Annotated in this window: 11 protein-coding genes; 3 read left to right on the forward strand and 8 right to left on the reverse strand. The window is 70.8% G+C overall.

Annotated features, from left to right (window positions below; genetic code table 11):
- From FPZ47_RS11860 to FPZ47_RS11870, 3 genes are all read right to left on the reverse strand, one after another.
- Positions 1 to 1,164, reverse strand: a 1,164-nt coding sequence (locus FPZ47_RS11860; RefSeq protein ID WP_145039441.1) for a winged helix-turn-helix domain-containing protein, incomplete at its 3' end; no start/stop codon positions are given.
- A gap of 357 nt (positions 1,165 to 1,521) precedes the next feature.
- The gene (locus tag FPZ47_RS11865) at positions 1,522 to 2,016 is read right to left on the reverse strand and encodes a dihydrofolate reductase (RefSeq protein WP_144949315.1); all 495 of its coding nucleotides are present in this window, start codon (positions 2,014 to 2,016) and stop codon (positions 1,522 to 1,524) included.
- Entirely contained in the window at positions 2,013 to 2,813 is an 801-nt protein-coding gene (locus FPZ47_RS11870) for a thymidylate synthase (RefSeq protein ID WP_144949312.1), read from the reverse strand. The genes FPZ47_RS11865 and FPZ47_RS11870 overlap by 4 nt, the downstream gene beginning before the upstream one ends.
- A 65-nt stretch (positions 2,814 to 2,878) precedes the next feature.
- On the opposite strand from FPZ47_RS11870, the gene FPZ47_RS11875 reads away from it, so the two are divergent.
- Entirely contained in the window at positions 2,879 to 3,622 is a 744-nt protein-coding gene (locus FPZ47_RS11875) for a dienelactone hydrolase family protein (RefSeq protein WP_144949310.1), read from the forward strand.
- A gap of 774 nt (positions 3,623 to 4,396) precedes the next feature.
- Positions 4,397 to 5,380, forward strand: coding sequence for an STAS domain-containing protein (locus FPZ47_RS11880; protein ID WP_144949307.1), 984 nt, complete (start codon positions 4,397 to 4,399; stop codon positions 5,378 to 5,380).
- Here the strand turns inward: FPZ47_RS11880 and FPZ47_RS11885 are convergent.
- The 3 genes from FPZ47_RS11885 to FPZ47_RS11895 are packed head-to-tail and all read right to left on the reverse strand — an operon-like array spanning position 5,289 to position 8,343.
- Positions 5,289 to 6,386 carry an acyl-CoA dehydrogenase family protein gene (locus FPZ47_RS11885; RefSeq protein ID WP_144949304.1) on the reverse strand — a complete coding sequence of 366 codons (1,098 nt, stop codon included), beginning with the start codon at positions 6,384 to 6,386 and terminating at the stop codon, positions 5,289 to 5,291. The genes FPZ47_RS11880 and FPZ47_RS11885 overlap by 92 nt on opposite strands.
- A complete protein-coding gene (locus tag FPZ47_RS11890; RefSeq protein WP_144949301.1) occupies positions 6,383 to 7,564 on the reverse strand; it encodes an acyl-CoA dehydrogenase family protein in 1,182 nt (393 codons plus the stop codon). Before FPZ47_RS11890 ends, FPZ47_RS11885 begins: the two co-directional genes overlap by 4 nt.
- Positions 7,561 to 8,343 (reverse strand): SDR family oxidoreductase, encoded by a 783-nt coding sequence (locus tag FPZ47_RS11895; protein ID WP_144949297.1) that lies wholly within the window; start codon positions 8,341 to 8,343, stop codon positions 7,561 to 7,563. Before FPZ47_RS11895 ends, FPZ47_RS11890 begins: the two co-directional genes overlap by 4 nt.
- Before the next feature lie 105 nt (positions 8,344 to 8,448).
- On the opposite strand from FPZ47_RS11895, the gene FPZ47_RS11900 reads away from it, so the two are divergent.
- Positions 8,449 to 8,766: a PE-PGRS family protein gene (locus FPZ47_RS11900; RefSeq protein WP_144949294.1), complete on the forward strand. Its 318-nt coding sequence runs from the start codon at positions 8,449 to 8,451 to the stop codon at positions 8,764 to 8,766.
- 12 nt (positions 8,767 to 8,778) lie between these two features.
- Here FPZ47_RS11900 and FPZ47_RS11905 read toward each other — a convergent pair whose 3' ends face one another.
- Both FPZ47_RS11905 and FPZ47_RS11910 read right to left on the reverse strand, forming a co-directional pair.
- Positions 8,779 to 12,003 carry an acetyl-CoA carboxylase family protein gene (locus FPZ47_RS11905; protein WP_144949291.1) on the reverse strand — a complete coding sequence of 1,075 codons (3,225 nt, stop codon included), beginning with the start codon at positions 12,001 to 12,003 and terminating at the stop codon, positions 8,779 to 8,781.
- Complete coding sequence (locus tag FPZ47_RS11910; protein ID WP_210419884.1) at positions 12,000 to 13,532, reverse strand: class I adenylate-forming enzyme family protein; 1,533 nt, start codon at positions 13,530 to 13,532, stop codon at positions 12,000 to 12,002. Before FPZ47_RS11910 ends, FPZ47_RS11905 begins: the two co-directional genes overlap by 4 nt.
- Positions 13,533 to 13,544 lie beyond the last annotated feature (12 nt).

Here is a 13,544-nt window from a genome sequence, read left to right on the forward strand (position 1 = left end):
CCCCGAGACGCTGAACCCGCCCAGCCCCAGCCAGCGCGCCATCGACTCCAGTTCCGCGGCCAGCGCCGCGGCCACCCGCGGCTTGGACACATCCGGTTCGCCGAACGCGCCGACGACGCGCAGGGTGCCGGCCGCCCGGTCGGCCTTCAGGTCGACCCGTGCGACCAGTCGTCCGTCCAGCAGAAAAGGCCACACGTAGTAGCCGTACTTGCGCTTTTCGGGCGGCGTGTAGATCTCGACCCGGTAATGGAAATCGAACAGCCGCTCGACGCGGGGGCGGAAGAAGATCAACGGGTCGAACGGGCACAGCAACGCGGTGCCCCGGTCCGAGCGCGGCACGGTCTGCCCGGACCGCAGGTACGCCGGCGCGGACCAGCCCTGCACCTCCACCCGTTCGATCTCCCCGGCGGCCAGCAGGCCCGCGAGGGCCGGCTTGACCTGGGCGACCGACAGGCGGAAGTAGTCGCGGATGTCGGCCTCGGCGCCCACGCCCAGCGCGGTGGCGGCCCGCAGGGTGAGTTCCCGGATCGCCTCCTCGTCGTCGACCTCGCGGGAGAGCACCTCGGCCGGCAGCACCCGTTCGACCAGGTCGTAGTGGCGGGCGAAACCGACCCGGGTGGCGGTGGTGAACACGCCGGACGCGAACAGCGCCTCGGCGACCCACTTGGTGTCGCTGCGGTTCCACCAGGCACCCTTCGTGCGCCGGGGTTCGGCGGCCAGGTGCTCCTCGATCCGCCCGGCGGTGCTGGGGCCCAGTTCGGCGACGGCCGCGACGACGGCGTCGGCCAGTTGCGGGTCGTCCCTGACGATGTGGGTGCGCCAGCGGCCATGGGAGTACTGGCGCATCCGCCAGCGCAGCAGCGGCCAGTCCTCGACCGCCATGAGCGCGGCTTCGTGCGCCCAGTACTCGGCCAGCAGCCGCGACGACCGCGGGCCCCACGCCACGCGGTCCAGCAGGTCGCGGTCGTAGGACCCGAGCCGGCTGAACACCGGCGCGTAGTGGGCGCGCACCGCCACCGAGACCGAATCCAGCTGCAGCACCTGGATTCGCGACATCAGCCGCCCCAGCTGCGCGCGGGTGATCGCGCCCGCCGGCCGCCGCCCGTTAAATCCTTGAGCCGCAACGGCTGTCCGCCGGGCTTGCGCTGCTGTCAGCGTTCGGATCCGGATCGGCACGGCGCCGAGGATACCGCTCTTGCGGCGATCTCCCGCCGTTTGCGGCCGGGGCGGGCCCACCCGGCGGTGACTTTTTGATCCGACGGCACCGCCCCATTGGCTTCCGGTGCCGGCCCCGCCGGCTTCCTGCGTTCCCGGTACGCCGACTCGAGAGCGTCCGGAACCGGCTCCAGGTCGCGGTAGACCGCCATCAGCTGCCAGGACCTCGGCGCGCCGCCGACTGGCCGCGTCCACCGCGCGGCGGGCCTGTTCACGGTGGTGATCGGCCTTCTGCTTCGCGCCGGCGAGTTGACCGTGCGGACGGCGACCTCGTTGCGCCTCGATGTCGGCGTCGGCGGCCGCCGCTCACTCCCGACGGTAGCTGTGAAACCGGTACCGCAGCCCGGACCGGCTCACCCGCCACTCCCCCGTCTCGGCGCGCCAGGTGGCGTCGAGCACCGGGGCCACCGCGTCGTCGTCGGCGCGCGGCAGGTCGATGTCGACCTCGGTGACCTCGCACCGGGTGGCGCGTGGCAGCGCCAGCGGGTAGACCTGCCCGCCGCCGATGACCCAGGTCTCGGGATCGCTCGCGCAATCGGCGAAAGCCTCGTCGGGCGACGCCACCACCTCGGCCCCGTCGGCCGTGAAGCCGGCCCGGCGGGACAGGATGACGTTTCTGCGGCCCGGCAGCGGACGGACGCCGGCCGGCAGCGACTCCCAGGTGCGCCGCCCCATCACCACGGTGTGTCCCATGGTCAGCTGTTTGAACCGGGTCAGGTCTTCGGGCACCCGCCACGGGATGTCGCCGCCGCGCCCGATCACACCGGAGGTCGACTGCGCCCAGACCAGACCCACCGTCATACCGCGACGGGAGCCTTGATCGCCGGGTGCGGATCGTAGTTGCGCACGACGACGTCCTCGTAGGCGTAGTCGAAGATCGAATCACGTTGGGCTAAAACAAGTTCCGGGTAAGGACGCGGTTCGCGGGTCAGCTGGAGCCGCACCTGCTCGACGTGGTTGTCATAGATGTGGCAGTCGCCGCCCGTCCACACGAACTCACCGACCGACAGACCGGCCTGGGCCGCCATCATGTGGGTGAGCAACGCGTAGCTGGCGATGTTGAAGGGCACCCCGAGGAACAGGTCGGCGCTGCGCTGGTAGAGCTGGCAGCTCAGCCGTCCGTCGGCCACGTAGAACTGGAAGAAGGCGTGACACGGCGGTAGTGCCATCCGCGGGATGTCGCCGACGTTCCAGGCCGAAACGATGATCCGCCGGGAGTCCGGGTCGGTGCGCAGCAGGTTCAGCGCGGCGCTGATCTGATCGACGTGCTCGCCGGAAGGGGTCGGCCAGGATCGCCATTGCACGCCGTAGATCGGTCCGAGATCGCCCGTGCCGTCGGCCCATTCGTCCCAGATGGTCACCCCGCGGTCCTGCAGCCAGCCGACGTTGGAGTCGCCGCGCAGGAACCACAGCAGCTCGTAGACCACCGATTTGAAGTGCACCTTCTTGGTGGTCAGCAGCGGGAAACCGGCCGCCAGGTCGTAGCGCAGCTGCTGGCCGAACAGGCTGCGGGTGCCGGTGCCGGTGCGATCGGATTTGGCCGCGCCCCGCTCGAGCACCAGGCGCAGCAGGTCCTCGTAGGGCGTCGGTATCGGCACGCGGTCAGCTTAGCCGGTGGACGCCGAAAACCCCCGCGGCGACCGCGGGGAGTACAACAAAGACCATGCCGAAAATCACCGACACCATCACCACCGGCGACGGCGCCTGCACCGTCAGGCTGTTCACCCCCGAGGGGGGCGGCCCGTGGCCGGGCGTGATCATGTACACCGACGCCGGCGGGGTGCGTGACACCTTCGACCGGATGGCCGCCAAGCTGGCCGGATACGGCTATGCCGTGCTGCTCCCCGACGTGTACTACCGCAGCGGCGGCTGGGCCCCGTTCGACATGGCCACCGTGTTCGGCGACGCGGGGGAACGCCAACGGCTGTTTTCGATGATCGGCAGCGTCACCCCGGACAGGACGGCCGACGACGCCGACGCCTTCTTCGCGTACCTGGCGGGCCGCCCCGAGGTGTCCGGCGACCGATTCGGCGTGTGCGGCTACTGCATGGGTGGGCGTACGTCGATGATCGTGGCCGGCCGCCTTCCGCAGCGCGTCGCGGCCGCGGCGTCGTTCCACGGCGGGGGGCTGGTCACCGACGCGGCGGACAGCCCGCACCTGTTGGCCGACCGGATGACCGCCGCGGTGTATGTCGGCGGCGCCGAGAACGACGCGTCGTTCACCCCCGCTCACGCCGACCAGCTCGACAGGGCGCTGACGGCGGCGGGCGTCTCGCACACCATCGAGTTCTACCCGGCGGCCCATGGGTTCGCGGTCCCGGACAACCCCCCGTACGACGCCGCCGCCGACGAGCGGCACTGGGCTGCGATGACGAGCCTGTTCGACTCGGCATTACGGCGAAAATGACGACACCGCACGGCGGACCCCACACCCGCAACGCGCCAAATTTCGTCCGGTTCCCGACGATCAAGGCAGCGCCCCGTGGGTACCACTGCGCCGTGGCCGGGGGTGACGATGCCGGGTTGAGCGAGCGGGTCTGGTCGATGATCGCGGATTCAAAATTTGCTGTAAAGCATGACCTTTTTCGCGAACCATCGACTGGCTCAACGCTTGGCACCTGATCGCTTTCGTCACGCCCTTGCGCTCTGCCATCGTCAATCCCATCCTCCGGCGGTAGCGCAACCCCCGCTCTGACGTTCGGATGACACTCCGCACGCGGGCATTCTCAGACGAGTCAACGAACGGGGCTACGCGCGCATTTTTGTGAGTCAACGCGACGGATTGACAAGGCCCGGATCAGCCGTGTTACATAAAGAGCGCTGAGCACACAGCCGGTCTGGGACTGATGCCACCGCCTTATCGGCCGTGGCATCACCAAGGCGAAGCCAACCGCCCGTATCTTGATCTGAATTCGTGTGACCCTGGAAATCCGCGGGCAACGCGCTCATTTGCTCACTCATCCTGAGTCTGCAAATCGTGCTATATCCGTCGCGGACGTCGACGTCGACGTCGAGCGATCGATCCCGCGCGGACTGCTCAATGCGGTCGCGACTGACATCCGCACCGGCTCAAGGGTTGTCGACCGCTTCGACGCTGCGCCGCCATCGCCACCGGGACGCCAGTAACTGGTGGCGCTGAACCGGAGCTCCGAGTCGAAAACGGACTACAGTCCGTCGTGGCATGACCGAAACGAGCGCACCAAACACCATGAAAATTCATCAAACCCGCATCCGCAGTGCCCAGACCCTTTGCGCCGGTCGCGACGACTCGATCGGCAACGGCGACCGAGTAAGAATGCGGGAACACGGCCGCCACCAGACGACGGTGGTGACGATCAGCGGCGAAGTCGACGCCGCAAACAGCGACCGCGTCCACGAATTCGCAACTCGCCTAATGCTGGTCGGCAATCCGTTGATCCTCGACCTGAGCGGCGTCAAATTCTTTGCTGCGCGGGCTATCTTGACGTTGATCGCCGTCGATGACGCCTGCCGAGTTACCGCGGTGCCCTGGGCGATAGTTCCCAGCCGCGCCGTGAACCGGGTGCTTCGGCTCACCGACTGCCACACCTCCCTGCCCACAGCGAGTTCGGTGCCCGAGGCGCTGCACCAGCTGACCGCCGGTACCTTGAGCCAGTCCGCAGCTGCCCACAGTCACGATGTCGAGCGCAGACGCCCGACGCCACCTGACCAACTGCCCATAGAGGCGCTGCACGAAATACCCGCGCTCCTCGCCCTGGAGCGACTGCCGATCCCGGCCCTGGCGGTCGACGGCGCGGGAGCCATCTTGTTCGTCAACAGCCCGTTCTGCGACATGGTCGGCTACGCGTACGAAGAACTGTCGTCGATGACATTCGACGACATCTTCTGCGGGCTGCCACCCGACGACGGCCGGGTGCCACGCAAGCGGGCCGCGACCGATCGGCTGATCGCGTTGCGGCACAAGGAAGGCCACTACGTGTGGGCGGACATGAGCGAGTCGGCCATGCGACGCTGCGACGACAGCGTCACGCTGAACATCTTCCACGACCGCACCGAGGAACTCTGGGTCAACAGCGGCGCCATGGAGCAACCGGTCAGCCGGAAGGCAGATCAACCAGTGCGGCCAGGCGCGCTCGGTGGCGGTAGGGGGTACCCAGCGCCAGTTGATCGCTCTTGGCCCGCTTGAGGTACAGGTGGGCGGGATACTCCCACGTCATCCCGATGCCGCCGTGCAACTGCACGCACTCCTCGGCGGCGTGTACGGCGATTCCGCTGCAGTAGGCCTGCGCGATCGCCGCCGCGACGTCGGCGTCGTCGTCGCCGCGGGCGCAGGTGTCGGCCGCGTAGCGGGCCGCGGCCGTGGCGGACCCGACCTCGAACCACAGGTCGGCCAGCCGGTGCTTGATGGCCTGGTAGGAGCCGATCGCGCGGCCGAACTGCTTGCGCTGCTTGACATAGGCCAGCGTGGTGTCGAAACACCACTGCGCCACCCCGAGCTGTTCGGAGGCCAACAGCGCCGCGGCTGTCCGGAGCGCCTCGGCCACGGCGGCCTCGGCCGGCCCGATCGGTGCCGAGGCCACCCCCGAAAAATGAACGTCCGCAAGGGGTCTGGTCATGTCCAGGGTGACCAGCGGCGACACCTCGACGCCGGACGCGGCGCGCGCGACGGTGTGCAGCTCGAGTCCGTCCCGGCCCGCGACCGGCACCACCAGCACGTCGGCCTGGCCGGCACCGGCGACGCTGGTGACCGATCCGTTCAGCCCCTCGGGGCCTGCGCTCACCCCCGTGACGGCAGCACCGGGCGCGGTGGACAGCGGCACCGCCAGCGCCGCGGTGAGCTCCCCCCCGGCCAGTGCCGGCACGGTCTCGGTGTCGCCGGCACGCAACAGCGCGACCGTGGCCAGGACCGCGCTGGACAGGTACGGCACCGGCGCGACGGCCCGGCCGATCTCCTCCATGACGACCGCGGCCTCGCGGGCGCTCGCGCCGGCGCCGCCGAGGGACTCGGGCACCAGCAGGCCGGCCACGCCCAGGTCGGCGGCAAGCGCCCGCCAGAGCGCCGAGAAGTCCTGCGGGTCGGGATCGTAGGCGCGGGCCACCGACTCCGGGGGGCAGCGGTCGGCGAACAGCTGGCGGACGCTGTCGCGCAAGGCTTCCTCGGTGTCGGAGTACAGCAAATCACCGATACTCATCTGGGTACGTCCTTCCAGGCGACGTCCTTGTCGACGCGGTGTTCGCCGGGCAGGCCAAGGATCCGCTCGGAGACGGTGTTGCGCAGGATCTCCGAGGTGCCGCCCTCGATGGAGTTGCCGCGCGCCCGCAGGTAGCGGTAGCCGGGCTCGCGCCCGACAAGGTCGACGACTTCGGTTCTGCGCATGGTCCAGTCGTCGTAGCGCAACCCGGACTCGGCGTGCAGCTCGATGTCGAAACCCGAGATGGCCTGGGCGAGGCGGGCGAACGCGATCTTCATGCCGGCGCCTTCGGGCCCGGGCTGACCCGCCTGGGCCTGTTGCCCCAGCCGCTCACCGGCCAGCCGGAGCACTTCGGCGTCGACCCACAACCGCATCAGTTCGTCGTGCATGGCCGGATCGCGCAGCCCCGGCTCGTCGCGCCAGGCCGCGGTGACCTTGCCGATGATCCCGCCCTCCCGCGGAACGCCGGGGCGCGAACCGATCGCGACCCGTTCGTTGTTGAGCGTCGTCGTCGCGACCTTCCAGCCCCCGCCCTCCGGGCCGAGCCGATTGGCGTCGGGCACCCGGACGTCGGTGAGGAAGACCTCGTTGAACTCCGCCTCCCCGGTGATCTGGCGCAGCGGCCGGACTTCGACACCGGGCTGGGTCATGTCGCACAAGAAGTACGTCAGGCCCGCGTGTTTGGGCACCGTCGGGTCGGTGCGGGCGACCAGGATGGCCATCTGCGCGTGCTGGGCCATCGACGTCCACACCTTCTGCCCGTTGACGATCCACTCCTCACCGTCACGGACCGCCCGGGTGGCCACCCCGGCCAGGTCCGACCCCGCGCCGGGCTCGCTGAACAGCTGGCAGTAGACCTGCTCTCCGGTGAACAACGGCCGCAGGAACTTTCGCTTCTGCTGATCGGTCCCGAACGCCGCGATGGTCGGTGCAGCCATGCCCATCCCGATGAAGTTCTTCGCGGTCCCCCCGACCGGCGCGCCGGCGGCGGCCAGCCGGGCGTCGACCAGTTGCTGGGCGCTGCGCGGCAGGCCCAGCCCGCCGAATCCCTCCGGCAGGTACACCCACGCCAGCCCCGCGTCGTACTGCGCGCCCAGGAATTCCCGCGGGGCGGTGGTCGCCGGGTCGTGGCCGTCGAGCAGGGCCTGCACGCGCGCGTCCAGGTCGGCGGTGTTCACCGCCCGCCGCCCGGGTGAGCCCGGAAGCCCGCGGCGTTGCCGAGCACCTGACCGCCGTCGATGACCATCACCTCGCCGGTGATCCAGCTCGCGGCGTCGGAGACCAGGAAGGCGACCGCGTTGGCCACGTCGACCGGTTCGCCGATGCGCCCCAGGGCCGTCGACGAGGCCAGCGGGTCCTCGTTGTCCTTCCACAGCGCCTCGGCCAACCGGGTGCGCACCACCCCGGGGCAGATCGCGTTGACCCGGACGCGCGGCGAAAGTTCCAGTGCCAGTTGCTTGGTGACGTGGATCAGCGCCGCCTTGGTGGCGTTGTACATGCCCATGCCCGGCGACTGGTGCAGCCCGCCGATCGAGGCGGTGTTGACGATCGCGCCGCCGTGCTCGCCCATCCAGGACTTCACGGCGAGCGACGTCCACAGCAGCGGGGCCCACAGGTTGACGTCGAAGATCTTGGCGAAGCGGGCATGATCCTGATCGATCATCGGGCCGAACGCCGGGTTGGTCCCCGCGTTGTTGACCAGGATGTCGACGCCGCCGAAGCGCTCCATGGTGAGGTCCACGCAGCGCCGCGCGGCGTCCTCGTCGACCGCGTGGGCGCCGACGCCCAGGGCCCGCTCCCCCACCTGCGCCGCGGCCTCCTCGGCCGCCTCCTGCTTGCGCGCGGTCAGCACGACGTTGGCGCCGGCTTCGGCCAGTTGTTGGGCGATGGCCAGCCCGATCCCCCGGGACGCCCCGGTGATGATCGCGGTGCGGCCGGTCAGATCCGGCGAGCTCATTTCGCTATGTCCTCTGTTGCGAGAGCCGCCGGGCGCTGCGGCGAGGCAGGTTTTGTCCATGTGTCGAGGTGGTACCCAATACGCATGTTAGCGAAATTAGCCCTCATGAAACCGCTCGTGGTGGCCGGGGCTGCGGCAGCGGCGATTGTCGTCGCGCCCACGGCAGCGGCCGACGAGCCGGCGGCCGCTGCGGCGACCTCCACATACCTTGCCGCCCAGGACAGTCCGGGTGGCGGCGGGTGCGACGCCAACGGCAACTGCGGTTGGGGCGGCCAGAACGGCGGCCCCGCCGGCGGGCCGGGCGGTCACGGCTGCGTCCCGGGCGTCGGTTGCGGCTCCGGCGGCCAGTTCGCCGGGCCCGGTGGCGTACCGGGCGGGGCCGGATGCCTGCCGGGCGTGGGCTGCGGCTCGGGCCACGCCTGACCCCTCCGGTCCTCAGCCCCGTATCAGCCTGCTGATCCAGACCCGGGAGTCCGCGGGGTCGATCACGTCGTCCAGTTCGAAGGTGGTGGCCGACCGCAGCGCCTTGCCGTGCTGGTAGGCTGCCTCAACCAAACGGTCGAACAGTTTCTGCCGTGCGTCGGGATCCGCCTCGGCGAGTTCCTTGCGGAACCCAAGGCGCACAGCACCTTCCAGGCCCATGCCGCCGATCTCCCCGGTGGGCCAGGCGACGGTGAACTGCGGCGCGCGAAACGAACCGCCGGCCATCGCCATGGCGCCCAGGCCGTACCCCTTGCGCAGGATGATCATGCCGACCGGCACCGTCAGCCGCGCCCCGACGACGAACATGCGGCCGAACCGCCGGACGGTGGCCTCCTTCTCCGCCTCCGGACCCACCATGAACCCCGGGGTGTCGCAGAGCGAGATCACCGGCAACCGGAACGACTCGCACAGGCCCAGGAAGTCGCCGGCCTTGTCGGCGGCCTCCGCGTCGATCGCCCCGCCCAGGTGGTGGCTGCTGTTGGCGATCAGCCCGTAGGCCGCTCCCTCGACGCGAACCAATGCGGTGACGACCCCGACACCGTAGTCGGGCCGCAGCTCCAGGATCGAGCCGATGTCGGCAATCGACTCGATCGCCCGGCGAATGTCGTAGGCGCGCAACCGGTTCTGCGGCACCACATGCCGGGCCAGCCGCGGGTCGGGCGCCTCCCAGTCCCGCAGCGCGCCCTGGAAGTAGGACAGATAGCGCTTGGCCAGCGCCACCGCGTGCGCCTCGTCGCGGGCGACCAGGCCCACCACGCCGTTGTGGCGCTGCACCTCGATCGGGCCGATCGCCTCCGGCGGGTAGACGCCCAGCCCGCCGCCCTCGATCATCGTCGGCCCGCCCATCCCGATGTTGGCATCGGGGGTTGCGATGATCACGTCGCACGCCCCGGCCAGCGCGGCGTTGCCGGCAAAACAACGTCCCGACACGATGCACACCAGCGGCACCCGGCCGCGCAGGCCGGCCAGCAGCCGGAAGGTGGGCACGTCCAGCCCCGCGGCACCGCCCACGTCGGTGTCTCCCGGCCGCCCGCCGCCGCCCTCGGCGAACAGCACCACCGGCACCTGCCTGCGCGCCGCCAGGTCGAAGACCCGGTCGGTCTTGGCGTGGTTGCGCATGCCCTGCGTTCCGGCCAGCACCGTGTAGTCGTAGGACACCACGACGGCCTCGGCGGCCGCCCGCCCGAACCGTTCGGCGCCGATGGTGGCCAGCCCGGCGACCAGTCCGTCCGCCGGGGTGTTGGCGATCAGGTCCTCCTCGGAACGCCGGCTGCGCTGCGCGGCGACGGCCAGCGCGCCGTACTCGACGAAACTGCCCGCGTCGACCAGGTCGGCGATGTTCTCCCGGGCGGTGCGGCGTCCCTGCGCGTGCCGCTTGGCGACCGTGGCCTGGCGACCCTCGTCCAGGGTGCGCAGATGCCGCTGCCGCACCTCGTCGAGGTCGGCCCGCTGCCGATCGAGATCAACTGCGGCGGAGGCTGATTCGCTTTCGGTGTCAGAGCCCGTGCGGGCGAACACGAGCAGCGGGTCGCCGGTTGTGATGACCTGCCCGGGGGTCACCAGGACCCGGACGGTGCGCAGCGTGCCGGGTGCGGTGAGCACGTGCTGCATCTTCATCGCCTCGAGGACGATCAGCTGGTCGCCGGGCCCGAACTCGGTGTCCTCGGGCGGCACTTCGACGACGGTGCCCGCCAGTTGGGCGCGCAGCGGCTCCTCACCCGGGTACAGCTCGACCTCCGCGGCATGGACGGCGCCCTCCCGGGACAGCGCCGCGGCCGCGAGCGCGGGGAGCTTCTCGTCGAGAAAGTCCGTGGTCACCCAGCCGGATTGAACCTCCGGCTGCGCCAACAGTTCTCGCAGCAGCCCAAGGTTCGTGCGGATTCCCTCGATGCCGAACTCGCCCAGGGCGGTCCGGACCTTGCGCACCGCGGCCGGAAACGACGGTCCGTGCACATGGGCGACCACCTTGGCCAGCAGCGAGTCGTAGTGGGGTGCGGCGACCAGTCCGGGCCGGCCGTAGGTGTCGACCCGCACGCCCGGCCCGCCGGGCGGGGTGAAGGTCGTCAGGGTGCCCGCCGCGGGCACCACGGAGCCGTCGGGGGCGAAGGTCTCCATGTTGACCCTGGCCTGGATCGCGATGCCCCTCCGTGCCGCCGGCTCGCCGATGACTTCGGTTCCGTCCGAGGCGATCCCGGCCGGGAGACCGAGCTCGTAGAACGGCGCGCCCCCGGCGATCGCGAGCTGGACGGCGACGAGGTCGATCCCCGTCGTCTCCTCGGTCACCGTGTGCTCGACCTGAATCCGCGGGTTGACCTCCAGGAAGACGAACTGCTCACCGGAGAGCAGGAATTCGACGGTGGCCAGTCCACGCAGGGCGACCCGGGCGCACAACCGGGCCGCGGCCTGATGCAGGTTGCGCCGCAGGGCGTCGGGCAGCCCCTGGGCGGGGGCGACCTCGATCAGCTTCTGGTGGCGCCGCTGCAGGCTGCAGTCACGGTCGCCGAGCGCGAGCGCGTGCGTCTGGTGGCCGGCCGGCGCCGCGACGACCTGCACCTCCACGTGCCGTGCCGCGCCGAGCACGGCCTCGGCGAACAGCGCCGGATCACCGAAGCCACGCTGCGCCTCGGCGGCGCACTGCCGGTAGGCGGCCTCGATCTGTTCGGCGTCGGTCACTTTCCGCATCCCGCGGCCGCCGCCGCCGGCCAGCGCCTTGATCATGACGGCGCCGCCGTGCGCCGCGAAGAAGGTCCCGATGTCGGCGACGCTGCTGGGCCCCTCGGTGGCCGGCAGCACCGGCACACCGGCGGCGACGGCGGCGGCACGGGCCGACGACTTGTTGCCCACCAGCTCGAGCACGGTGGCGTCGGGACCCACGAACGTCCGCCCGGCCGCCGCGCAGGCGCGCGCGAATTCGGCGTTCTCGCTGAGAAACCCGTACCCGGGATGGATCAGCCCGGCGCCGGACTTGTCGGCCGCCGCGAGGACGGCATGCTGGTCGAGATAGGCCGCCGGGCCGGCGCCGGGCAGGCCGATCGCTTCGTCTGCCGCATGCACGTGCGGGGAGCCGGCGTCGTCCTCGGCGTACACCGCGACCGTCGTCATACCCAGTTCCGTTGCGGTGCGGACGATCCGGAGCGCGATCTCGCCGCGGTTGGCGATCAGCAGGGGCGCGCTCACCGCCACGGCTCGCCCCACCGCACCTGCTCGCGCAACCTGCCCTTGAGCAGCTTGCCGCCGGCGTTGCGCGGCAACGCGCTGTGGACCACGGTCACGTACTGGGGGACCTCGTAGTCGGCGAGCCGGTCGCGGCAGTAGTCGAGCACGGCGGCCACGTCGACGGTGTCGGCGCCACCGAACAGCACCGCCCCCACCTTCTCCCCCATCACCTCGTCGGGAACCGCCAGCACGCAGGCTTCCGCGACGCCGGGCGCCGACAGCAGCACGGCCTCCACCTCGACGCTGGAGACATTCTCCCCGCCCCGGTTGATGATGTCCTTGAGCCGGTCCACGATGTGCACCCGGCCGGCGTCGTCGACGCGCACCACGTCGCCGGTGTGCAGCCAGCCGTCCACGATCGTCGCCGAGGTGGCCTCCGGCCGGTTCCAGTAGGAGCCGGTCACGTTGGCCCCGCGCGCCACCAACTCGCCCGTCAGCGGGTCGTCGCCCACGGCGACCACCCCGAGATCCACCGAGGGCACCGCGTACCCGACCGAGTCGGCGTGCGCGACGGCGTCGGTGTCGGGCAGCACGGTCAGCAGCGAGGCCGTCTCGGTCATGCCGTAGCCGTTGAACACCGTGGCACCCGGGAACGCGTCCTGCACCGACCGCACCAGCGACGGGGCGATCGGCGCGCCGCCGTAGCCCACCCACCGGACCCCGGAAACGTCCGCGGCTCCGAAGTTGGCATGCCGCAACAGCAACGAGTAGATCGCGGGCACGGTCACCAGGAAGGAGATCCGCTCGGCGGACAGGGCGGCAAGGAACCCGTCGAGGTCGAGGGCGGGCATGATCACCGCCGCCCCGCCGACGCGGGCGGCCAGCAGAAGCTGCGAGTTGCAGCCGGTCACATGGAACAGCGGCACCGAGATGAGGGTGCGCAGCGCCTCACCCAGGTCCGCCGGCTCGCCGATACCGCGCAGCATGTTCTCGGTGTTGGTCAGGAAGGCCTCGTGTGTGGTGGGCACCCCCTTGGGGTGACCGGTGGTACCCGACGTGTAGAACAGCGCGGCGGTGTCGGTGTGCTGCAGCTGGTGTGTCACGTACGGTTCGCCGTCGGGCAGCGGCGTCTGCGGTGCCAGCTCCATCCGCGCACCCGAGTCGGACAGCACGAACGCGACTTCGGGCGGCGCCGAGCGCGTATTGACCGGCACCGCAATGCCGCCGGCCATCACGATGCCCCAGAAAGCCAGCACCCAGTCGATCCCGGCGGGGTAGCGCACCGCGACCCGGTCGCCCGGCTGCAGCCCGTCGGCGTGCAGCCCGCCGGCGACGCGCGCGGCACGGCGCCACAGCTGCCGGTAGGTCAGGCGCTCGCCGCCCAGTTCCACCACCGCCTCGCCGTTGGGCCGGTTGTCGACCTGCTCGGCGAGCATGTCGAGCAGGGTGGCGGGCAGGCGGTCGTAGTGCGGGATGCCGTCGGCGCCCCGCGAGACGCCCGTCGTCGCAAACGGGTTGTGGCGGCGGGGAATCTCGGTCACTGCAGGCATGCCCGCTCCTTA

This window comes from Mycobacterium helveticum (assembly GCF_007714205.1).
GTDB lineage: Bacteria > Actinomycetota > Actinomycetes > Mycobacteriales > Mycobacteriaceae > Mycobacterium > Mycobacterium helveticum.